The sequence below is a fragment of the Pseudomonas sp. RIT-To-2 genome, from assembly GCF_029623465.1.
In the GTDB taxonomy this organism is placed as follows: domain Bacteria; phylum Pseudomonadota; class Gammaproteobacteria; order Pseudomonadales; family Pseudomonadaceae; genus Aquipseudomonas; species Aquipseudomonas silvicola.
In genome coordinates, this window is record NZ_JAPYKM010000005.1 from 174853 (window position 1) to 196928 (window position 22076).

The following is a 22076-nucleotide window of genomic DNA, read 5'->3' on the forward strand; positions in this document are numbered from 1 at the left end:
TGAGTGAATGTCTAAATTCTATGAATATTTCAAGGAAAACATGGACGCCCTCGGGCTTCCGGCCCCTGAGTCGCTGTTTGGCAGCCTGTCAGCCGCTACTGCCACTGCGAGTACCTTGTTGACTCAGATCGACAAGTTCGGGAAAACCGTCACGGTGGGCGAGCTGGCCACTGCCGGTACCCGACTGGAAAAGCTCGGTGTCATTGCTGCGTGTTCGGCCGCGTTCTACGTGGGTGCGGTTATTGGCAGTATCGCGGTCGCCACTGGGCGCGCACTGTCCGGCGGTACCTCGATTGCCGATGTATTGTCCATGGCTCGTGCCAACAATCTCGACCGCCAGTGGCTCAGCGCTTGCTTGATCAAGTTTCCCGGCATCTATAAGCGTGAAGTACTCGGCAAGCACCACTATCGCCAAGCGATGGTGGTCGCATGAAAGACTCCAGCCTGTTGCTGCTTGCCGGCGCGGTGATCGCCGTGGTCGCCTGGACCTTCTGGCATTTCCTTGGAACGGACGGCTTTGCCGTGATCAACCTTGTGGTGCTGGTGGGGTTGGCAGTCGATAATTTCAGGTTGCGCCGCCAGTTGAAGCGTCCCTGACCCCGCTGTGCGCAAGATTCCATGGGTATGCAGTGGGTTGCCAGCGAACATGTGCAGCGCTGAAAAGCTCGCTGGCGGGCCAGCGCCCACCGCAGGCTGGTGATGCTGTCGCGGTTGACTTGAAAGTCAGTAAAAACGCCCTTTTCAGCCCAGATAGAAGGTCTATTTATCCACGATCTTTGCGGTATACTGCGCGGCCTTCGGTCGGTTTTACCGGCCATAATTCGTATAACAAGCCACGCCGGTTTTCCTGCGTGGCTTGTTGTTTTTTGACGCGCCTGCGGGCGCCCAAGAGAAGAGGCTCGACGATGAGTGCACTGGTTGGCGTGATCATGGGCTCCAAGTCCGATTGGTCCACCCTTAGCCACACCGCCGATATGCTGGAAAAGCTCGGTATTCCGTACGAAGTGAAAGTGGTATCCGCTCACCGTACTCCCGACCTGCTGTTCCAGTACGCCGAGGAAGCGGAAAGCCGCGGAATCGAAGTGATCATCGCCGGCGCCGGTGGCGCTGCCCACCTGCCAGGCATGTGCGCGGCCAAGACCCACCTGCCGGTGCTGGGCGTGCCGGTGCAGTCCTCCATGCTCTCGGGTGTCGATTCGTTGCTGTCGATCGTGCAGATGCCGGCCGGCGTGCCGGTGGCTACCCTGGCCATCGGCAAGGCCGGTGCGATCAACGCAGCGCTGCTGTCGGCCAGTATCCTGGGCGCCAAGCACCCGCAGTTCCATGCCGTGCTCAAGCAATTCCGCACTGAACAGACAGACAGCGTGCTGGATAATCCAGACCCGCGTCAGGCCTGAGGCTCTTTCATGAAGATCGGTGTTATCGGTGGCGGCCAGCTGGGCCGCATGTTGGCCCTGGCGGGCACCCCGCTGGGTATGAACTTCGCATTCCTGGACCCGGCGCCCGACGCCTGTGCCGCGCCATTGGGCGAGCACCTGCGCGCGGACTACAGTGACCAGGACCACCTGCGCCAGTTGGCCGACGAAGTCGACCTGGTGACGTTCGAGTTCGAAAGCGTGCCGGCCGAGACCGTGGCGTTCCTGTCGCAGTTCGTACCGGTGTACCCGAGCGCCAATGCCCTGCGCATTGCCCGGGACCGCTGGTTCGAGAAAAGCATGTTCAAGGACCTGGGCGTGCCTACCCCGACGTTCGCCGACATCCAGTCGCAGGCCGACCTGAACGCGGCCGTCGCCAGCATCGGCCTGCCGGCCGTGCTCAAGACCCGTACCCTGGGTTACGACGGCAAGGGTCAGAAAGTGCTGCGCACCCAGGCTGATGTCGAAGGTACCTTCGCCGAGCTGGGTAGCGTGCCATGCCTGCTGGAAGGCTTCGTGCCGTTCACCGGCGAAGTGTCGCTGATCGCCGTGCGTGCTCGTGACGGCGAGACGCGCTTCTACCCGCTGGTGCACAACACCCACGAAACCGGCATTCTGCGCTTGTCCGTGGCCAGCACCGACCACCCGCTGCAAGGCCTGGCCGAAGACTACGCCTCGCGTGTGCTCAAGCACCTGGACTACGTGGGCGTGCTGGCATTCGAGTTCTTTGAAGTGGACGGTGGCCTCAAGGCCAACGAGATCGCCCCGCGGGTGCATAACTCCGGGCACTGGACCATCGAAGGCGCCGAGTGCAGCCAGTTCGAAAATCACTTGCGCGCCGTAGCCGGCCTGCCGCTGGGTTCCACCGCCAAGGTGGGCGAAAGCGCCATGCTCAACTTCATTGGCGAAGTACCGCCGGTGGACAAGGTAGTCTCCGTCGCCGATTGCCACCTGCATCACTATGGCAAGGCGTTCAAGGTGGGCCGCAAGGTGGGTCATGCCACGCTGCGCAGCGCCGACATGGCCACGCTGAAACAGCAGATCAAGACCGTGGAAGCCCTGATCGGCGCCTGACAGGGAACCATCCAGGCGGTGAGGCCCTCTGATGGCAGGATGCCAAAGCACGACTAGGCTTTGGCTTATGCAGTCAATCAGAGGGTTTCACATGGGTATTATCGGTACCATCTTCATCGGCCTGATCGTTGGCTTGCTGGCACGTTTCCTCAAACCTGGCGACGACAGCATGGGCTGGATCATGACTATCCTGCTGGGTATCGGCGGCTCGCTGGCCGCAACCTATGGTGGCCAGGCGCTGGGCATCTACCAGGCTGGGCAAACCGCCGGTTTCCTCGGTGCATTGGTAGGCGCCATCGTGCTGCTGGTGCTGTACGGCATGATCAAAAAAGACTGACATTCGCCCAACGGCCCTCTCTGCTGGCGTGCAGAGAGGGCTAGAATGCCCGACTCATTTTGTGTCGAGGCCCTTCATGCGCCGTATTCTTTTTGCCACCTTGCTAATCTGCAGCGGCCTCGTTCATGCCGCTGAAAAGCTCCCGGAAACCGACTGGCTGTCCTTGATGCCCAAGTCGGACCAGAAGGCGCTGGAAGCCATGCCGGAAATCACCCACAACACCCCCGAGGGTGACGGTAACTTTACCCACAAGGGTGGCTTGAAACAGAGCAAGGGCTTGCCGGCAGTGATGTATTCGACCAAGACCGTGCCGGAACTCGATGGCAAGGATATCCGTATTGGTGGTTACCCGGTGCCGCTGGAGACCGATGCCAAGGGGCGCGCCACAGCGTTCTTCCTGGTGCCGTACCCGGGTGCGTGCATCCACGTGCCGCCACCGCCGCCGAACCAGATGATCCTGATTCGCTACCCCAAGGGGTTGAAGCTGGACGATATCTATACGCCGCTGTGGGCGATTGGCACGCTGAAGATCGAGAAGGTCAGCAATGACATGGCGGATGCCGCCTATGCCATGGATGCCTCGAAGGTGCGGGTAGTGGTCGAGTCTGACTTGTAACCCTGCTGCGGCTTTGCGTGGTGGGACCGACCGAAGCTCGGCCCCACACAGATGAATCGCTGTCGGCGTCAGAGCGGCTCGCTGACGATGGTCACGCCCAGGGTGTGCTCGGCACCCGGCAGCAGCACCACGATGTCATCCATCACGTTGGCCGTCTCGATGCACAGCATGCGCTGCCAGCCATCGTCGGCCATGTCGCTGAGTTGCGCGGCGCGGTCGATCCACGGGTTCCAGATCACCGCGGCATTGGCGCCACTGCTGGTCAGGCGTACACGACGTTTCCACACCGGGTCCACGATGGTCAGCTGCGCCGGGACGCCCTTGTAGATTCGGTCGGTTTCGCCGGCGAAGCGCAGTTCGTTGGCTTGCTCAACCACTTTCCAGTCATCCAGGGTCTCGATGTACTTCAGCCCGGCCACGCCTTCCACATGCACATCGCGTACATCACTCACTGCAAAGTAGCTGTGCAGCGCCTGGCTGAGGGCAACGTCGTCATCACCCAGGTTGGTAGTGGTGAGGCTTACGCTCAGGTGGTCGCCGAGGATGATGCTCAGCTTCAACGCGACTTTGTGCGGCCAGCCGGGCAGCTTGCCTTCGGCTTCCGGCAGGGTGAAGTCGATACGCAGGTTGTCATCGGTGGAGCTGTCGATGGCCTGCAGTTGCCAGTCCATGGCCCGCACCAGGCCGTGGCTGCCGGCCTCCGCGGGGGAAGCGAGCATGGCTTGCACAGGCTCCGGGTTGCGGGCAAACACGCCAAACCACGGCCAGCAGACCGGTACGCCTGCGCGCACTGGGGTGCCGTGTTTGAACACCGCCTGGTCATTGAGCCAGATCAGTGGCTGCTCGCCTTCGCGCTGGTAGCTGAGAATCTGGGCGCCCTGTTGGGCCACCAGCAGCTCGGCACCGCCGTGGCTGATGCGCCAGCAGTTCAGTTCATCCAGTTTGACCGACTCGACCTGGGGGGTAGACATGCGCAGTTCTCGCTTCCAATCCAATAGATATATTGCAGTTTGACCCGCAAACCGCCGCCAAGTTTGCCGGCAAATCAGCGCCGTGGCGGTACGGAACGGGTGCGACCGCTGCCGTCGATGGCAACAAATACGAATACAGCTTCGGTAACCTTGCGCCATTCGCTGGACAGCGGGTCGTCGCTCCATACTTCAACCATCATCTGGATCGAGCTGCGCCCGATTTCCAGGGTCTGGGTATAGAAAGACAGCTGTGCGCCCACGGCAACCGGCACCAGGAACGCCATGCGGTCGATGGCCACGGTAGCCACGCGCCCGCCCGCCACCTTGCTGGCCATGGCCGTGCCGGCCAGGTCCATCTGCGCCACCAGCCAGCCGCCGAAGATATCGCCGAAGCCGTTGGTTTCGCGCGGTAGCGCGGTGATCTGCAAGGCCAGGTCGCCTTGGGGAATAGGATCTTCTTGTTCGAGTTCAATCATGCTCGGGGTGCCTCTGACCCAAAACTCTCAGATAGGGTTGGCGGAACGGGTAATGACGCCTCATATAAAACGATTCAGCTTCATACTACGCTGCTTTCGCCGCTAGAGACGCTCCAAGGGTAACTCTGCGAAATCGGCTAGCGCTTATAGCGACGCTTTCGCACAAACACCCTGTATCCAACCAGAAAATTCCTACAGACGCGCAGTATATAGGGCGATAACGGGTGCGACGACGGTCGGGCACGCAATTAATCGGCTGAAAATCACAATCCATGTGCTTTTTCAAGCAATTTGCTATCGTGCCCCACCTGCCAAGCCGCAAGCAGCCCTGGTGAGGGTTGCCGTTTTGCCTATAAGAGAAATCACACCATGACGTCCGTCCCCTCGAGTCACGCGCAACCGGCGCGGCCTCTGACCCGCAATGACTACAAGACCCTGTCGCTTTCCGCCCTGGGTGGAGCGCTGGAGTTCTACGATTTCATCATTTTCGTGTTCTTCGCCACCGTGGTCGGAAAATTGTTCTTCCCGGCCGACATGCCCGAGTGGCTACGGCTGATGCAGACCTTCGGAATTTTCGCCGCCGGCTACTTGGCGCGTCCCCTGGGCGGCATCGTCATGGCGCATTTCGGTGACCTGCTGGGGCGCAAGAAAATGTTCACCCTGAGCATCTTCATGATGGCTGTGCCGACCCTGATCATGGGGCTGTTGCCAACCTACGCGCAGATCGGCCTGTGGGCGCCCTTGCTGTTGCTGTTGATGCGGGTGATTCAGGGCGCCGCCATTGGTGGCGAGGTACCCGGAGCCTGGGTATTCGTGTCCGAACACGTGCCGGCGCGCCATGTAGGCTATGCCTGCGGCACGCTGACGTCGGGTTTGACGGCGGGGATCCTGCTCGGTTCCCTGGTCGCGACGTTGGTGAACAGTATTTACAGCGCTACCGAGGTGTCCGACTACGCCTGGCGCATTCCTTTCCTGCTGGGCGGGGTGTTCGGCCTGATGTCGGTGTACCTGCGCCGCTGGCTGCATGAAACCCCGGTGTTCGCCGAGTTGCAGCAGCGCAAGGCGCTGGCGGACGAGATCCCTCTGCGCGCCGTGCTGCGTGACCACCGCGGCGCCATCGCTGTGTCGATGCTGCTCACATGGTTGCTGTCGGCGGGTATCGTCGTGGTTATCCTCATGACCCCCACGGTGCTGCAGACCGTCTACGGCTTCAGCCCCTCGGTGGCCTTGCAGGCCAACAGCCTGGCCATCGTCTTTCTCAGTATTGGTTGTGTATGCGCTGGCGCGCTGGCCGACCGTCTCGGCGCGGGGCGAGTCTTCGTAGGGGGCAGCCTGGCCCTGCTGGTCAGCTCGTGGGTGTTCTACCACAGCCTGCATGCCCACCCCGACTGGCTGTTCCCGCTGTACGCGCTGACCGGTCTGTTCGTGGGCACCATCGGCGCTGTACCGTACGTGATGGTCAAGGCTTTCCCCGCGGTGGTGCGTTTCACCGGCTTGTCGTTCTCCTACAACCTGGCGTACGCCATCTTTGGCGGGCTGACGCCGATGATCGTGACCCTGCTGCTCAAATCCGACCCGATGGGGCCAGCTTATTATGTTGCAGGGATTTGCATGATCGGCCTGGCGGTGGGGCTGTATCTGCTCGCGAAGAAGCGTTGAGCGCGCATTGAACATCCGGTAGGCCGCGTTGGACGTGCACGCACCATACGACGTCCGACGCGGCCTCACGCCCACCCCATAGTGGCGGCAATATCCCGTAATGGCCATTCATCCTTCTGTCACAATCCATACATAGAATGTTCACATGGGCTATCAATACTGGCGCCCGACCCATCCGAACAACCCCTATTCCTGGAGTCAGGCATGAATTTCAAGCGTTTGATGGCCGCGATCAGCGTGGCCGTCGCGGGTATTGCCAGTGTTCACGCCACCGCCGCTGTAGACCCCACCATCCCCGGCTATGTGAAGACCACGGGCGTGTCGGGCAACCTGTCCAGCGTCGGCTCCGATACCCTCGCCAACCTCATGACCCTGTGGGCCGAGGCGTATAAAAAGGAATACCCCAACGTCAATATCCAGGTACAGGCCGCCGGGTCGTCCACCGCGCCACCCGCGCTGACCGAAGGCACCGCCAACCTGGGGCCCATGAGCCGCAAGATGAAGGACGTTGAGCTGCAGGCCTTCGAGCAGAAGTATGGCTACCGGCCCACGGCCGTGCCTGTGGCCGTGGACGCCCTGGCAGTGTTCGTGCACAAGGACAACCCCATCCAGCACCTGACGATGGAGCAGGTGGACGCGATTTTCTCTGCGACCCGCCTGTGCGGGGCCAAGGCCGAGGTCAAGACCTGGGGCGACCTGGGCGTGACCGGCGACCTGGCCAACAAGCCGGTGCAGTTGTTTGGTCGCAACTCGGTGTCCGGTACCTATGGTTACTTCAAGGAAGCGGCGTTGTGCAAAGGTGACTACAAGCCCAACGTCAACGAGCAGCCCGGCTCCGCCTCGGTCGTGCAGTCGATCAGCAGCTCGCTCAATGGCATCGGGTATTCGGGTATCGGTTACAAGACCGCCAGTGTGAAAACCGTGGCACTGGCGAAAAAAGGCAGCACTACCTTTGTCGAAGAGACCGAAGAGAACACCCTGAACGGGAAATACCCACTGTCGCGGTTCCTCTACCTGTATGTGAACAAGGCCCCGAACAAGCCGCTCGCACCGCTTGAAGCCGAGTTCGTGAAACTGGTGCTGTCACAATCCGGTCAGCAGATCGTGGTAAAAGATGGTTACATCCCCCTCCCGGCGAAAGTGGCAGCCAAAGCCCTTGCCGACCTGGGGCTGAGTGAAGGCTCAAAGTAAGTACAATGGCTGGCAGGACCGTTCCAGAGGGCTTGCTTATAGCTGCACCCAGGTTTGCTGCCCGGTCTTCCCAGGCGGCAGACCTCGTTGCGTCAACTCACTGTCACGTTTCTGTCATACGAGGTCGCTAGGGTGTGCCCATGAATGATCTGGCCAACTCTGCAAACATTCCCCGCAAACCACCCGCGCGCATCGACTTCAACACGCCGGAACTGGTACGCAGGCGCAAGCTTCGTGCGCTCAAGGACCGCCTGACCCGCTGGTATGTACTGGTGGGCGGGCTTGCCGTGCTGGCTGCCATTACCCTGATTTTCTTTTACCTGCTGTATGTGGTGTTGCCGCTGTTCAAGGGCGCGGAGCTCACCGTCAAGGCACCGTTGACCCCCGCCTGGCTGCAGGACGCCGGCAAACCGCTGATGCTTTCGCTGGAAGAGCAGAACCAGGTAGGCCTGCGGGTCTCCGATGCTGGCCAGGCGCTGTTCTTCAGCACCAGGGACGGCCGTGAGCTCAAGCGCATCGACCTGCCGCTACCGGCCGGGGCCAAAGTGGTTTCCATTGGTGAGGAGCAGCCCGGCAGCTCACTGGTGATGCTGGGCCTGTCCAACGGCCAGGCGATGATTTTCCGCCACACCTACAAGGTGACTTACCCGGACGGTCACAAGACCATCAATACCGCCCTGGAATTTCCCTATGGCGAGGCGCCGCTGACCCTGGACGAAGAGGGGCGGGCGCTGGAGCACGTTAACCTCAGCGCCACGGATGATGCACTGATCGTGGCAGGCTCCACCGGCCCGCAGTTGCATGTGCTCTCGATCACCAGGGAAGAGAACCTGCTGACCGGCGCGACCGACACCTCTCAGGTGGCCATCGAATTGCCGCAGATGACGGAGCAGGTCAAGGCCATCTTCGTGGACCCGCGCCAGCAATGGTTGTACGTGATCAATGGCCGGGCTCAGGCCGACGTTTTCAGCCTGCGGGACAAGAGCCTGAACGGTCGCTACAAGCTGCTTGAGGATGCCAGCGCCGAAGTAACCGCTACTACCCAGTTGGTAGGGGGGATTTCGCTGATCGTGGGTACCTCCAAGGGTGGCCTGTCCCAGTGGTTCATGGCCCGCGATACCGATGGCGAACAGCGCCTTCGGCATATCCGCGATTTCCAGATGGGTAGCACGCCCATTGTCGACATTACCGCCGAGCAGCGTCGCAAGGGCTTCCTTGCCGTCAATGCCGCGGGGCAGATGGGTATTTTCCACAGTACCGCTCACCGTACCCTGCTGGTTCAGCAAGTGGCCCAGGGCCCAGGCGTGTTGGCCCTGTCACCCCGGGCAAACCGCATCGTGATGGAGCAGGGTGGCCGGCTGCTACCCATGACGTTGGTCAACCCGCACCCGGAAGTGTCGTGGAGCGCGTTGTGGGACAAGGTCTGGTATGAAAACTACGATGAGCCCAAGTATGTCTGGCAGTCGACGGCCGCCACGTCGGACTTCGAGCCCAAGCTGAGCCTGTCGCCCCTGACCTTCGGCACCCTGAAAGCAGCGTTCTACGCCATGTTCCTGGCCGCGCCACTGGCTGTTGCCGCCGCCATCTACACCGCTTACTTCATGGCACCCGGGCTGCGCCGCAAGGTCAAGCCGGTGATCGAGCTGATGGAGGCCATGCCCACGGTGATCCTGGGCTTCTTCGCCGGCCTGTTCCTGGCCCCTTACCTGGAAGGCCACCTGCCGGGGATCTTCAGCCTGCTGCTATTGACTCCCATTGGTATCCTGGTGGCCGGCTTCGGTTGGAGCCGCCTGCCCGAGGCCATTCGCCTGCGGGTACCGGAGGGGTGGGAGAGCATCATCCTGATCCCGGTGATCCTGCTGGTGGGCTGGTTCGCCCTGGCCATGAGCCCGCACCTGGAAAACTGGTTCTTCGGCGGTGACATGCGCCTGTGGATAACCAACGACCTGGGCATCACTTATGACCAGCGCAATGCGCTGGTGGTAGGCCTGGCCATGGGCTTCGCCGTCATCCCCAACATCTATTCCATCGCCGAAGACGCGGTGTTCAGCGTGCCGCGCAGCCTGACCCTGGGCTCCCTGGCGCTGGGCGCCACGCCTTGGCAGACCCTGACCCGCGTGGTACTGCTGACCGCCAGCCCGGGTATCTTCTCGGCGCTGATGATCGGCCTGGGCCGCGCCGTGGGCGAGACCATGATTGTGCTGATGGCCACCGGCAATACGCCGGTGATGGAAATGAACCTGTTCGAGGGGATGCGCACCCTGGCCGCCAACGTGGCGGTGGAAATGCCCGAGTCGGAGGTGGGTGGCAGCCACTACCGCGTGCTGTTCCTGGCCGCGCTGGTACTGCTGCTGTTCACCTTCGTGATGAATACCCTGGCCGAAGTGATCCGCCAGCGTCTTCGCAAAAAATACTCGTCGCTTTAGTGCAAAGGTAGCGATCCGTGAAAAACGCTTCATTCAAAGGCTGGTTCCGCAGTGGTTCGCCGGGTGTCTGGCTCAGTGGCGGCGCTGTGTCCGTCGCCGTGATCATGACCATCGGCCTGCTGGCGGTGCTGGCCGTGCGCGGCCTGGGCCATTTCTGGCCCGCCGACCTGGTGCGTGCCAGCTACAACGTGCCGGGCCAGCCTGCGCAGCAACTGATCGGTGAAATCGTCGAAAAAGACCAGGTGCCCCGTGCCCAGCTGGCTGGCGCTGGCCTGCCGGTACCCGCCACTGGCCCGGAATTCATGACGCGGGAGCTGATCAAGGTGGGTAACCGCGACCTGGGCCACCCCGATTTCGTCTGGGTGGTGGGCGAATGGCTGCAGGACCAGCACAAGCCCGAGGAACTGGTGACGGTGGAGCGCCGCGAGTGGGGCAATTTCTACGGCTACCTGGTCAACATCAAGGAAAATGGTCAGGTGGTGGGTGAGGGCGATGCGGTATTCAGCCAGCTGTACCCGCGCATTGACCGGGTGAAAGACCTGGCGCGCCAGCTCAACCGCCTGGAAAAAACCGAGATTGGCTCGATCAATGCGCGCCTGGAACGCATCCGCCTGCACGCCCGCAAGCTGGAGCTCAACCATCAGCTCGACGCCGCGGCCCAGGCCGACATGGACACCGAACGCGCGGCGCTGAAGGGCCAGTACGAGAGCATCGAAGCACAGCTCGGCGACCTGCACCAGGCCATCGACCGCGACAGCCTCACCGTGCGGGACGTCAACGGCCAGGAAATCGAGATCAGCATGGGCAAGGTGGTCCATGCCTATCAGCCCAACGCCATGGGCGTGTTGAAGAAAACCGGGTTCTACTTTGGCAAGGTCTGGGAATTTCTCAGCGACGACCCCCGTGAGGCCAACACCGAGGGGGGCGTATTTCCGGCCATCTTCGGCACCGTCATGATGACGTTGATCATGGCGATGATCGTGACCCCATTCGGCGTGCTGGCGGCGGTTTACCTGCGTGAATACGCCCGTCAGGGCCCCATGACCCGGCTCATCCGTATCGCCGTGAACAACCTGGCCGGTGTGCCGGCCATCGTCTATGGGGTGTTCGGCCTGGGCTTTTTCGTCTACGTGCTCGGTGGCTCCATCGACCGCCTGTTCTTCCCTGAAGCCTTGCCGGCGCCTACCTTCGGCACGCCAGGGCTGATGTGGGCGTCGTTGACCCTGGCCTTGCTGGCGGTTCCGGTGGTGATCGTGGCCACCGAGGAAGGCTTGGCGCGTATTCCCCTGAGCCTGCGAGAGGGTTCGCTGGCGCTGGGGGCTACAAAGGCCGAGACCTTGTGGAAGGTAGTGCTGCCCATGGCCAGCCCGGCGATGATCACCGGCATGATCCTGGCCGTGGCCCGGGCTGCTGGCGAGGTGGCGCCGCTGATGCTGGTGGGCGTGGTGAAGATGGCCCCAGCCCTGCCGGTGGACGGCAACTACCCCTACCTGCACCTGGACCAGAAAATCATGCACCTGGGCTTTCACATCTATGACGTCGGCTTCCAGAGCCCCAACGTCGAGGCCGCGCGCCCGGTGGTGTATGCCACGGCGCTGCTCCTGGTGCTGGTGATCGCCGCGCTGAACCTGTCGGCCGTCGCCATTCGTAACCACCTGCGCGAGAAATACAAGGCGCTGGACAACTGATAGGGTAGGGAGCACTACATGCAAGACCCGAACAAACCCGCCGGTATCAGCCTTTCGGCCATCGGCCGCATGCGCCAGGGCCTGAACATGGCCAACGAGAAGCTGGCCATCCAGGTACCAGGCCTTAATCTGTTCTATGGCGACAAGCAGGCGCTGTTCGACGTCAAGTTGGACATCCCCAAGCAGCGCGTCACGGCGTTCATCGGCCCCTCGGGCTGCGGCAAGTCGACCCTGTTGCGTACCTTCAACCGCATGAATGACCTGGTGGATGGCTGCCGGGTGGACGGCGAGATCAACCTGGAAGGCCACAACATCTACAGCAAGGGCGAGGACGTGGCCGAGCTGCGCCGCCGGGTGGGCATGGTGTTCCAGAAGCCCAACCCGTTCCCCAAGACCATCTATGAAAACGTGGTGTATGGCCTGCGCATTCAGGGCATCAACAAGAAACGGGTGCTCGACGAGGCCGTGGAATGGGCGCTGAAGGCCTCGGCCCTGTGGGATGAGGTCAAGGACCGCCTGCACGAGTCGGCCCTGGGCCTCTCCGGTGGCCAGCAGCAGCGCCTGGTCATTGCGCGTACCGTGGCAGTGGAACCTGAGGTCTTGCTGCTCGACGAACCATGTTCGGCACTGGACCCCATTTCCACGTTGAAAGTCGAGGAGCTGATCTACGAACTGAAATCCAAATACACCATTGTGATCGTGACCCACAACATGCAGCAGGCTGCGCGGGTATCCGATTACACGGCGTTCATGCACATGGGCAAGCTGGTGGAGTTCGGGGACACCGATACCCTGTTTACCAACCCCGCGAAACGGCAGACCGAGGACTACATCACCGGTCGCTATGGCTAGTTAAAGCTGCACGCTTGCAGCCACAAGCTGCAAGCGGATGCGGCGCGCAGTTCTGGATCACCACTTAACCACTTGCAGCTTTCAGCTTGAAGCTTGTAGCTGTCGCGGAGCGATACCATGATTGATAAAGATAGCCTTACGCACCACATCTCCCAGCAGTTCAACGCCGAGCTGGAAGAAGTCCGCAGCCACTTGCTGGCCATGGGTGGCCTGGTGGAGAAGCAGGTCAACGACGCGGTTACCGCGCTGATCGAGGCCGACTCGGGCCTGGCCCAGCAGGTGCGGGACGTGGACGTGCAGATCAACCAGATGGAGCGCAACATCGACGAGGAATGCGTGCGCATCCTTGCCCGGCGCCAGCCCGCGGCTTCGGACCTGCGCCTGATCATCAGCATTTCCAAGTCGGTGATCGACCTGGAGCGTATTGGTGACGAGTCCACCAAGATCGCCCGCCGTGCCATCCAGCTGTGTGAAGAAGGCGAATCACCGCGTGGCTACGTGGAAGTGCGCCACATCGGTGACCAGGTGCGCAGCATGGTGCGTGATGCGCTCGATGCCTTTGCCCGCTTCGACGCCGACCTGGCGCTGTCGGTGGCCCAGTACGACAAGACCATCGACCGCGAATACAAGACCGCGCTGCGCGAGCTGGTGACCTACATGATGGAAGACCCGCGGTCGATTTCGCGGGTACTGAACGTGATCTGGGCCCTGCGCTCGCTGGAACGCATCGGCGACCACGCACGCAATATCTCCGAACTGGTGATCTACCTGGTGCGCGGCACCGACGTACGGCACCTGGGCCTGGCGCGCATGCGCGAGGAAGTCCAGGGCCGGGCCGCCGATCGGGCTAATGTTCCGGGCGCCGCTGACGATAAGTAAGACTGCCCGACTACAAATGCCCGGCCTAGCGCCGGGCATTTTCGTTTGTGGTGCACCAATTTCAAGGCACCCGTGAACGAAGAGTCCCGGCGTGACTAATAAGTTTTGGCAAATGGCCATCAGTCAGCGCTATGCTTGCCGGGTAATCTTAGGAGTGGTCAATGAGTAAGGTCAGTGTGCTGGTTGTGGATGACGCTCCGTTCATTCGTGACCTGGTGAAGAAATGCTTGCGCAACTACTTTCCGGGTATCGTCACTGAAGACGCCGTGAACGGCCGCAAGGCCCAGGCGATGCTGATGAAAGACAGCTTCGACCTGGTACTGTGCGACTGGGAGATGCCGGAGATGTCCGGCCTGGAGCTGTTGACCTGGTGCCGCGAGCAGGAAGCCCTCAAGGCCATGCCCTTCATCATGGTGACCAGCCGTGGCGACAAGGAAAACGTGGTGCAGGCCATTCAGGCCGGCGTTTCCGACTTTGTCGGCAAGCCCTTCACCAACGAGCAGTTGCTGACCAAGGTAAAAAAGGCGCTGACCAAGGTCGGCAAGCTGGACGCGCTGATGGCCAGCGCGCCGACCCGCGCTACGTCGGCTTTTGCCAACGACTCGCTCAATGCCCTGACCGGCGGCAAGGCGGAAGCCGTGCGCCCGGCCGCCGCTCCTGCGCCGGCCCCTGCGGCCCGAGCCGGCTTGCTGAACAATGCCCCGCGCCCGGCGGCGGCTTCCGGCGCGCCCACCACGGGCAGTCGTGGCCAGGGCCAGCTGCGCCTGTCCAGCGGCAACCAGCAGTGCGTGATCAAGGCCCTGAGCCTCAAGGAGGCGCTGCTGGTGGTGCGCCGTGGCGAAGTCCTGCCCCAGGTACTGGAAAACGCCGTACTCGACCTGGAGCAGGGCGACAGCGCCGAAGTGGCCCGCCTCAATGGTTACCTGCACGCCATCGTCGCCCATGAACCCAAGCCGGATAGCGACTGGTTGCAACTGACCTTCCGTTTCGTCGACCAGGACGCCCAGAAGCTCGACTACATTTCGCGGCTGATCGCCCGCGGCACCGCGCAGAAGCATTTCATCCCTGGCGCCTGAAAACCGGGCACGATAAAACTCCGGACTCGGTCACGCAGGGCTGACAACGCCGGTGCCTCATGCCATGGCCTGGCCCACCGCATTGTGAGCCTTGTGTGCAGGGCATTGCATTTCCATAGGGGTATCGCTTCCTACACAACTTTGGGAATCGTTACTCTGCCGGTCCTCGGCCAATGCGCGCATCATCCGGGCTTCCCTCTGGAGGCCTGTGCCACGATGCCCTGCGAACTCTGTCTGCCGCTGCACGAACCCCTCAATTCAGGCGATGAGCTGGTCTGGCTCGACCATACCGTGTGGGTCACCGAGCTTCCGTCCAGCCTGGCGGACCTGGACCTGCGGGGCTACCGGCTGCTGCGAGACGCCCGACTGGCCTGGCGCATCGACCACTTCGATGCCTGGGGCCAGCCCTGGGTAGCGCTGCAGCGCATCGACCCGGACGCCAGCATGAGGTACGAACTGGTACGCCTGGAGCCCGGTACTTACCGTCTGGTACCCTGCGAGCCGCCTTACCCGGTGATCCGCCATGCGGCGTGCGCAAGGCCTGCGCGCAGCTGCTAATCTTTGGCCAGTCCACTATTCCAGAATGCCATCATGCAGCTACGACCCCTTTTGTGCTGCTGTGTCCTGGCCTTGAGCTGGGGCCACGCCAGTGCCACCACCATCTACAAGTACACGGATGCGTACGGGGTAACGTCCTACACCGACCGGCCCACCCACGGGGCCAAGGTGCTGGTGTTCGCCGACCGCATGAACGAGCGCCTGGACCAGCAAGTGCACCTGGATGTGAACAGGCAGGCCGGGATCACCACCTTTTCTGCTCGCAACGAGCTGTATGCGCCGGTCGAGGTGGAGCTGCGCCTGGCCAACCTGGGTAACGTGCGCCCGGGGGCGCCGTCGCTGGTGCGGCGGGTATTGCCGGCGCGCTCGACGCTGACCCTGGCCACTCTGGTGGCGCAGAGGCCCGGGCAAAACCTGCGGTTTTCCCAGAAGTTTCGCTATTCGCTCGGCAACCCTTCAACCGCGCCCCTAATGGGCTACCAGTACCCGCTGCCCTGGGTAGGCGGGCCCTTTCGCCTGACCCAGGGCCCCAACGGCACATTCAGCCATTTCGGCCCCCGAAGCCGCTTTGCCATGGACATCGCCATGCCGGTGGGCACGCCGATCATCGCCGCTCGTGGCGGCACGGTGGTCAAGGTGGAGAATGAGCAGGGCAGTGGTGGGGCCAGCCCGTCAGGTAATTTTGTGCGCATTCTGCATGACGACGGCACCATGGGCGTCTACCTGCACCTGATGCAGGGCTCGGTCAGCGTGCGCGAAGGTCAGCATGTGGCGGTGGGCACGCCACTGGCACGCTCGGGGAACACGGGCAACAGCACCGGCCCCCACCTGCATTTCGTGGTGCAACGCAACGCGGGGCTGGGGCTTGAGTCGATCCCGTTCCAGTTCAACCAACCGGTGGGCAGCCTGCCCAACTTTGCGTTGGGCAATAAATAGTCACTGCGCCAACCCTACCCGTGTCGCCGCAACGGGCTGTTGCGGGAGCTGGCAAGCCAGCCCCCGCAGATCACAGCAGTTGCTACAGGGGGTTATTCCAGGCGCAGCACCTTGGCCAGAATGATCTTGGGGCCTTTCATCTTCTTGATGATGATGCGCAGGCCTTCGACTTCCAGCACTTCCTCATCTTCCGGTACGCGCTTGAGCGTGTCGTAGATCAGGCCGGCCAGGGTTTCGGCCTCGATGTGGTCCAGGTCCACGCCCAGCAGCCGCTCGACCTTGAACAATGGCGTGTCACCGCGCACCAGCAGTTTGCCGGGCTGGTAGGCGAGGATGCCGCGCTCGGCCTTGCGGTGTTCGTCCTGAATGTCGCCCACCAGCACTTCCAGCACGTCTTCCATGGTCAGGTAGCCAATGACCTTGCCGTCGGCTTCCTCCACCAGCGCGAAGTGCGCGCCACCCTTGCGGAACTGCTCCAGCAAGCGCGACAGCGGCATGTGTCGGGACACGCGCTCCAGCGGGCGGGTCAGCTCGGCGAGGTTGAACGACTCGGGAATGTGGTCCAGGTCGGCCAGCTCCAGCAGCAGGTCCTTGATGTGCAGCAAACCGACGAATTCGTTGCGTTCGGCGTCGTACACCGGGTAACGGCTGAATTTGTGCCGGCGGAACATCGCCAGGATTTCCTTCAGCGGCGCCTTGAAGTCCAGGCTCACCAGGTCTTCGCGGGAGTTGGCCCAGTCGACCACCTCCAGTTCGCCCATTTCCACCGCCGAAGCCAGCACGCGCATGCCCTGGTCGCTGGGGTCCTGGCCCCGGCTGGAGTGCAGGATCAGCTTAAGTTCATCGCGGCTGTAGTGGTGTTCATGGTGCGGCCCAGGCTCGCCTTGCCCGGCGATGCGCAGAATGGCGTTGGCGCTGGCGTTGAGCAGGTAGATGGCCGGGTACATGGCCCAATAGAACAGGTACAGCGGCACCGCCGTCCACATGGACAGCAGCTCGGGCTTGCGGATGGCCCAGGACTTGGGTGCCAGCTCGCCGACCACGATGTGCAGGTAGGAAATAACGAAGAAGGCGCTGAAGAACGAAATGCCCTTGGCCACTTCCGGCGATTGAACGCCCACGGCTTCCAGCAGCGGCTCCAGCAGGTGCGCGAAGGCCGGTTCACCCACCCAGCCAAGGCCCAGGGAGGCGAGGGTGATACCCAGTTGGCAGGCGGAGAGGTAAGCATCGAGCTGGCTGTGCACCGTGCGCAGGATCTGCCCGCGCCAGCCGTTTTTCTCGGCGATGGACTCCACGCGGGTGGAGCGCAGCTTGACCATGGCGAACTCGGCGGCCACGAAGAAGCCGTTGAGAAACACCAGTAGCACAGCGAAAAGGATCATGCCGAAATCGGCGAAGAGTGAAGCGAGGGTAAAGCCAGGGGAAGGGTCCATGATGGAGTTTTACGGGTTCCGTCTTCAGAAGGTGAGGAGAACTGAGGCGCCTGAAATGCAGGCACAAGACTATCAATGTAGCGGGTGACGGTGCGCTTGCCTAGGGGTTGGAGCGCAGTGACCTGCCGCTGGGCGGTTCCATGACCAGTTGCTGGGGGGCAAAGATACAGGTGAAGGTGCTGCCATGGCCCGGGACGCTGCTCACCTCAAGGTGCCCGCGGTGGCGCAGCAGCACGTGCTTGGCGATTGCCAGCCCCAGGCCCGTGCCGCCGGTCGCCGAAGCGCGGCTGGAGTCCACCCGGTAAAAGCGTTCGGTCAGGCGGGGGAGGTGTTTGGCATCAATGCCGATGCCCGAGTCCTGCACGCTCATGTAGGCCATCTTGCCGTCGCCCCACCAGCGGATGTGGATATTGCCCTCGGCCGGGGTGTATTTCACCGCGTTGAACACCAGGTTCGAGAAGGCACTGCGCAGCTCCGATTCGCTGCCCTTGAGGCGAATGCTGTCGTCGGCCTCCAGGGTGATGCGCTGGTTGCGCGAGCCGGACAGGGCCTGGGCATCGCTCTTGATCGATTGCAACAGGGCGTACACCGCCACCGGCTGGTTGTCGGAGGGGTAATCGGTGGCCTCCAGCTTGGCCAGCAACAGCAGGTCGTTGAGCAGCGTCTGCATGCGCCCGCCCTGTTGCTGCATTTGCTGCAGGGCGCGAGCCCAGCGCGGGTTCACTTCCTCGACGTTGTCCAGCAGGGTTTCCAGGTACCCGGTGATCACCGTGAGCGGTGTGCGCAGCTCGTGGGAGACGTTGGCGATGAAGTCCTTGCGCATCTGTTCCAGCTGGTGGATGCGGGTCACGTCGCGCACCAGCATCAGGTGTTCGTTGTTGCCATAGCGGGTGATGAGCATCTGCACGCGCAGGCGGTCGTTGATCGGCGAGGGAATTTCCAGCGGTTCGGCGTAATTTTCGGCTTCGAAATATTCCTTGAAGCGCGGGTGGCGCACCAGGTTGGTCACCGGTTGGCCGCTGTCCTGGGGTGTCTTGAGGCCCAGCAGGGTTTCGGCGGCGCGGTTCCACCATTCCAGGTTGCCGTCGCTGTCGAGCATGATGACCGCATCGCGCAGAGCCGCGGTGGACTCCTGCACCCGGTCGATCACTGCCTGCAGCCGCCCCCGCACGCGCTGATCGCGCCGCTGCAGGTGGTAGATGCTATCGAACACGTCGCCCCACAGCCCGTAGCCATCGGGCGGTGCTTCATCAGGCTGGTGCTTGTTGAGCCAGTGGTGCAGGCGCAGCAACTGCTTCAGGGTCCAGCCCAGGTACAGGCCCAGGCCCACGGCCAGGCACCAGCCGTAATAGCCGCTGACCAGCCCTGCCAGGAGGCAAAGCGTGACCAATATCAGCATGTGCCTGATCAGGATGCTGTGCCAGTTCTGGTTCAATTAACGTCGCGTCCTTTCGAGTCATGCCGTGGCGGGCGGGCTTCAGCTCTTGGTGGAAAAGCGGTAGCCGGTGCCGCGCACGGTTTGTACCAGATTCTCGTAGGCAATGCCGAGCGCCTTGCGCAGGCGCCGAATGTGCACATCGACAGTACGCTCCTCGACATAGACGTTGCCGCCCCACACCTGGTCCAGCAATTGGCCACGGGTGTAGGCGCGCTCCTGGTGGGTCATGAAGAATTGCAGCAGGCGGTATTCGGTGGGCCCCATTTCCGCCGGGCGGCCATCGATGGTCACGCGGTGGCTGATAGGGTCCAGCAACAGGCCGCCCACTTCGATCGGCGCTTCGCCGTCGGTCGGGCCAGCGCGACGCAGCACGGCCTTGAGCCGCGCCACCAGCTCGCGGGGGGAGAACGGCTTGGTGATGTAATCGTCGGCGCCCACTTCAAGGCCCTGGATCTTGTTGTCTTCCTCGCCCTTGGCGGTGAGCATGATGATCGGGATGTCACCGGTCAGCTCGTCGCGCTTGAGGCGCCGGGCCAGTTCGATACCCGAGGTGCCGGGCAGCATCCAGTCCAGCAGAATGAGGTCAGGCTTGCGGTCGACAATGATGGCGTGGGCTTGCTGGGAGTTTTCTGCCTCGAGGCAGTCATAGCCAGCCATTTCCAACGCGACGGCGATCATCTCGCGAATGGGCGCTTCGTCGTCAACGATCAGAATGTTCCTGCCAACCATGCTCAAACCTCTTGTCATTGAAGTGTCTTGGGGCGCATTAGATAACGGAATTATTGCAGTCGTGTGACAGGTCGTTGCCAGCCTATCAACTTACGGGCGGTGGGCTAAGCTGTAATTTCGTTGCCAAGAATAACCAAGAGGTAGATCCAATGACACGACATACGCTGAACTGGATGGCCCTGGTGGGGGTTTTCGCCCTTGCCGCCCCGGCGGTTTCCCAGGCCGCGGACCCTGCCATGGCCAAAGATGGCATGCTGGTGGACCACCACGGCATGACCTTGTACACCTACGACAAGGACGGTGATGGCAAGTCCAATTGCAACGACAAGTGCGCCGAGAACTGGCCGCCGTTGATGGCCGACAGCATGGCCAAGGACGATGGCGACTGGTCAGTGGTGACCCGCGATGACGGCAAGAAGCAGTGGGCCTACGAGACCAAGCCTGTTTACACCTTCAAAGGTGACAAGAAAGCCGGTGACAAGATGGGCGACGGCAAGATGGATGTCTGGCACGTGATACCCACCGACGCGGATGCCGACTGAGGTATCAGCGAAAGGCGTAGTCCGCGACGATACCGACGAAAATGATCAACCCCGCCCAGTGGTTGTGCAGGAACGCCTTGAAACATTTCATGCGTTCCCGGTCGCGGGTGCTGTGCCATTGCCAGGCAAAGCACGCCGCGGCCCCCAGCAGCCCGAGGTGGAACCACCCACCCAGGCCGAAGTTCAGGCCCGCCAGCCACAGGCACACCAGCGCCAGCCCCTGCAGTGTGACTATGATCACCCGGTCGGCCTCGCCAAACAGAATGGCGGTGGACTTGACCCCGATGCGCAGGTCGTCATCGCGGTCGGTCATGGCGTAATAGGTGTCATAGCCCACGGTCCACAGCAGGTTGGCGATGTACAACAGCCACGCGGCGGCCGGCAGGTGCCCGGTTTCCGCGGTGAAGGCCATGGGCATGCCCCAGGAAAACGCGGCACCCAGTACCACCTGGGGGTAATAGGTGTAGCGTTTCATGAACGGGTAGGTAGCGGCGAGCGCGAGGCCGCCGAACGACAACCAGATGGTGGTGGCGTTGGTGCACAGCACCAGGGCGAAGCTGATGGCGATCAGCACCGCGAAAAACACCAGCGCCTCGCGTGAGCTGATGCGCCCGCTGACCAGCGGTCGCTGTTCGGTACGCTTGACGTGGCCATCGACCTTGCGGTCGGCGAAGTCGTTGATAACGCAACCGGCACCGCGCATCAACACCACGCCCAGCACGAAGATGAACACGTTGGCCAGCGACGGTCGGCCCTCACCGGCTACCCACAGCGCCCACAGGGTGGGCCACAGCAGCAGGTAGATGCCGATGGGCTTGTCCATGCGGGTCAGTTGAACAAAGTCCCAGGCGCGCGGGTGCAGCCGGTTCATGGATTTGAGCAGGCTTTGGTACATCAAGGGTTCTCCGCAGCGAGTTGAGCGGCGGGCCACAGGCCCGGCAGGAAGGCTTCCGCGACCAGAATGCGCAAGGCGCCACGGTCGAAGCGTGAACGTCGGGCCCACAGGCCATCGTGGGCGTGGTCGGCAGGCAGCCAAGTGGCCGGGTACCGGCACACTTCGATGGGCTGGCGCACGAACGCTGGAGTAGTGAACAGCAACTCACCCAGCGACCGGCTGCCCAGTGCCGCCAGCGCCAGGCCATCGGCCTCCAGCGCCTGGCGCCCGGCCACGCTGCGGGCGTACACCCAGGGTGTGCCGTGCCCACGCAGGTAGACTTCGCGTACCCAGCCGCTGCTGCCCGGCGCCAGGCCTAGCGAGGCGCATTCATCCTCGCGCAGCACCTGCCATTGTTCGAGCAGAGGCGTGACGCTGAAGTGCCCGTCGGCCAGGCGGGTGAGGCGTCGGGTCAGGGACCCCTGGTCGAACAACCAGTCGCAGGTAAAGGCATCGGCATCGGTGGGCGCCAGCGCCAGCCAGGCGGGCGCTGTGGCAGAGGAAGAGGCGTGGGTCACGGTCGGCAACGTTCGGCAAGCAGGTTGGCCGGCGAGCTTAGCATGCATTCAGGCTTGCATCTGTGCACAACCCCCAGTACAAAACCTGTCGAGCCGGTCGACAACGCATCAATCAATGATCGCCCGAGCCAACAGCCTGAGCATCGAGGACACCGTTAAATGAAAAAGTGGCAATGCGTGGTATGCGGTCTGATCTACAACGAAGCCGATGGCTGGCCGGACGACGGCATCGCGCCGGGTACCCTTTGGCAAGACGTGCCGGAAGACTGGCTGTGCCCTGACTGCGGTGTGGGCAAGATGGACTTCGAAATGATCGAAATCGCCTGAT

At 62.3% G+C, this 22076-nt stretch carries 24 protein-coding genes; 17 read left to right on the forward strand and 7 right to left on the reverse strand.

The genetic code is table 11. The features are described from left to right. The first annotated feature begins 7 nt into the window (after positions 1-7). The 6 genes from QBK88_RS06805 (at position 8) to QBK88_RS06830 (ending at position 3442) form a co-directional block, all read left to right on the forward strand. Positions 8-433: a hypothetical protein gene (locus tag QBK88_RS06805; RefSeq protein WP_277961445.1), complete on the forward strand. Its 426-nt coding sequence runs from the start codon at positions 8-10 to the stop codon at positions 431-433. Continuing rightward, on the forward strand, positions 430-597 hold the full coding sequence (locus QBK88_RS06810) for a hypothetical protein (protein ID WP_277961446.1): 168 nt from the start codon (positions 430-432) through the stop codon (positions 595-597). The genes QBK88_RS06805 and QBK88_RS06810 overlap by 4 nt, the downstream gene beginning before the upstream one ends. A gap of 308 nt (positions 598-905) precedes the next feature. Continuing rightward, positions 906-1397: a 5-(carboxyamino)imidazole ribonucleotide mutase gene (gene purE / locus QBK88_RS06815; protein WP_158152740.1), complete on the forward strand. Its 492-nt coding sequence runs from the start codon at positions 906-908 to the stop codon at positions 1395-1397. A gap of 9 nt (positions 1398-1406) precedes the next feature. Then, entirely contained in the window at positions 1407-2489 is a 1083-nt protein-coding gene (locus QBK88_RS06820) for a 5-(carboxyamino)imidazole ribonucleotide synthase (protein ID WP_277961447.1), read from the forward strand. A 91-nt stretch (positions 2490-2580) separates the two neighbouring features. Continuing rightward, complete coding sequence (locus QBK88_RS06825; protein ID WP_158152742.1) at positions 2581-2826, forward strand: GlsB/YeaQ/YmgE family stress response membrane protein; 246 nt, start codon at positions 2581-2583, stop codon at positions 2824-2826. 76 nt (positions 2827-2902) lie between these two features. Continuing rightward, on the forward strand, positions 2903-3442 hold the full coding sequence (locus QBK88_RS06830) for a DUF3299 domain-containing protein (RefSeq protein ID WP_277961448.1): 540 nt from the start codon (positions 2903-2905) through the stop codon (positions 3440-3442). Between the two features lie 68 nt (positions 3443-3510). Here QBK88_RS06830 and QBK88_RS06835 read toward each other — a convergent pair whose 3' ends face one another. Continuing rightward, complete coding sequence (locus QBK88_RS06835) at positions 3511-4413, reverse strand: D-hexose-6-phosphate mutarotase (protein ID WP_277961449.1); 903 nt, start codon at positions 4411-4413, stop codon at positions 3511-3513. A gap of 74 nt (positions 4414-4487) precedes the next feature. Next, entirely contained in the window at positions 4488-4889 is a 402-nt protein-coding gene (locus QBK88_RS06840) for an acyl-CoA thioesterase (protein ID WP_008366910.1), read from the reverse strand. Positions 4890-5258: 369 nt separating this feature from the next. On the opposite strand from QBK88_RS06840, the gene QBK88_RS06845 reads away from it, so the two are divergent. The 9 genes from QBK88_RS06845 (at position 5259) to QBK88_RS06885 (ending at position 16154) form a co-directional block, all read left to right on the forward strand. After that, a complete protein-coding gene (locus tag QBK88_RS06845) occupies positions 5259-6548 on the forward strand; it encodes an MFS transporter (RefSeq protein ID WP_268147006.1) in 1290 nt (429 codons plus the stop codon). A gap of 204 nt (positions 6549-6752) precedes the next feature. After that, positions 6753-7739 (forward strand): phosphate ABC transporter substrate-binding protein PstS, encoded by a 987-nt coding sequence (locus QBK88_RS06850; RefSeq protein ID WP_277961450.1) that lies wholly within the window; start codon positions 6753-6755, stop codon positions 7737-7739. 140 nt (positions 7740-7879) lie between these two features. Further along, positions 7880-10165: an ABC transporter permease subunit gene (locus tag QBK88_RS06855; RefSeq protein WP_277961451.1), complete on the forward strand. Its 2286-nt coding sequence runs from the start codon at positions 7880-7882 to the stop codon at positions 10163-10165. A gap of 17 nt (positions 10166-10182) precedes the next feature. After that, positions 10183-11853, forward strand: a complete 1671-nt coding sequence (gene pstA, locus QBK88_RS06860; protein ID WP_277961452.1) for a phosphate ABC transporter permease PstA — start codon at positions 10183-10185, stop codon at positions 11851-11853. Between the two features lie 18 nt (positions 11854-11871). Beyond that, on the forward strand, positions 11872-12705 hold the full coding sequence (gene pstB, locus QBK88_RS06865) for a phosphate ABC transporter ATP-binding protein PstB (protein ID WP_277961453.1): 834 nt from the start codon (positions 11872-11874) through the stop codon (positions 12703-12705). 117 nt (positions 12706-12822) lie between these two features. Beyond that, entirely contained in the window at positions 12823-13584 is a 762-nt protein-coding gene (gene phoU, locus QBK88_RS06870; RefSeq protein WP_268147016.1) for a phosphate signaling complex protein PhoU, read from the forward strand. A 161-nt stretch (positions 13585-13745) separates the two neighbouring features. Then, positions 13746-14660: a response regulator gene (locus QBK88_RS06875; RefSeq protein WP_277961454.1), complete on the forward strand. Its 915-nt coding sequence runs from the start codon at positions 13746-13748 to the stop codon at positions 14658-14660. A 216-nt stretch (positions 14661-14876) separates the two neighbouring features. Next, positions 14877-15218 (forward strand): hypothetical protein, encoded by a 342-nt coding sequence (locus QBK88_RS06880; protein ID WP_277961455.1) that lies wholly within the window; start codon positions 14877-14879, stop codon positions 15216-15218. A gap of 33 nt (positions 15219-15251) precedes the next feature. Further along, on the forward strand, positions 15252-16154 hold the full coding sequence (locus tag QBK88_RS06885) for a M23 family metallopeptidase (protein WP_277961456.1): 903 nt from the start codon (positions 15252-15254) through the stop codon (positions 16152-16154). A gap of 92 nt (positions 16155-16246) precedes the next feature. Here QBK88_RS06885 and QBK88_RS06890 read toward each other — a convergent pair whose 3' ends face one another. The 3 genes from QBK88_RS06890 to phoB form a co-directional block, all read right to left on the reverse strand. After that, complete coding sequence (locus QBK88_RS06890) at positions 16247-17587, reverse strand: hemolysin family protein (protein WP_268147024.1); 1341 nt, start codon at positions 17585-17587, stop codon at positions 16247-16249. 100 nt (positions 17588-17687) lie between these two features. Then, positions 17688-19022, reverse strand: coding sequence for a phosphate regulon sensor histidine kinase PhoR (phoR, locus tag QBK88_RS06895; RefSeq protein ID WP_277961457.1), 1335 nt, complete (start codon positions 19020-19022; stop codon positions 17688-17690). Between the two features lie 42 nt (positions 19023-19064). Continuing rightward, a complete protein-coding gene (gene phoB / locus QBK88_RS06900) occupies positions 19065-19754 on the reverse strand; it encodes a phosphate regulon transcriptional regulator PhoB (protein WP_158152756.1) in 690 nt (229 codons plus the stop codon). A 149-nt stretch (positions 19755-19903) separates the two neighbouring features. Between phoB and QBK88_RS06905 the strand changes: the two genes are divergently transcribed. Beyond that, positions 19904-20296: a hypothetical protein gene (locus QBK88_RS06905; protein WP_277961458.1), complete on the forward strand. Its 393-nt coding sequence runs from the start codon at positions 19904-19906 to the stop codon at positions 20294-20296. Between the two features lie 4 nt (positions 20297-20300). Here the strand turns inward: QBK88_RS06905 and ubiA are convergent, their stop codons facing one another. Beyond that, a complete protein-coding gene (gene ubiA / locus QBK88_RS06910; protein WP_277961459.1) occupies positions 20301-21191 on the reverse strand; it encodes a 4-hydroxybenzoate octaprenyltransferase in 891 nt (296 codons plus the stop codon). Beyond that, a complete protein-coding gene (locus tag QBK88_RS06915; RefSeq protein ID WP_445764901.1) occupies positions 21191-21796 on the reverse strand; it encodes a chorismate--pyruvate lyase family protein in 606 nt (201 codons plus the stop codon). The genes ubiA and QBK88_RS06915 overlap by 1 nt, the downstream gene beginning before the upstream one ends. A gap of 111 nt (positions 21797-21907) precedes the next feature. Here QBK88_RS06915 and QBK88_RS06920 point away from each other — a divergent pair, with 111 nt between their 5' ends. Continuing rightward, positions 21908-22075, forward strand: a complete 168-nt coding sequence (locus tag QBK88_RS06920; RefSeq protein WP_027616797.1) for a rubredoxin — start codon at positions 21908-21910, stop codon at positions 22073-22075. Position 22076: the final 1 nt, after the last annotated feature.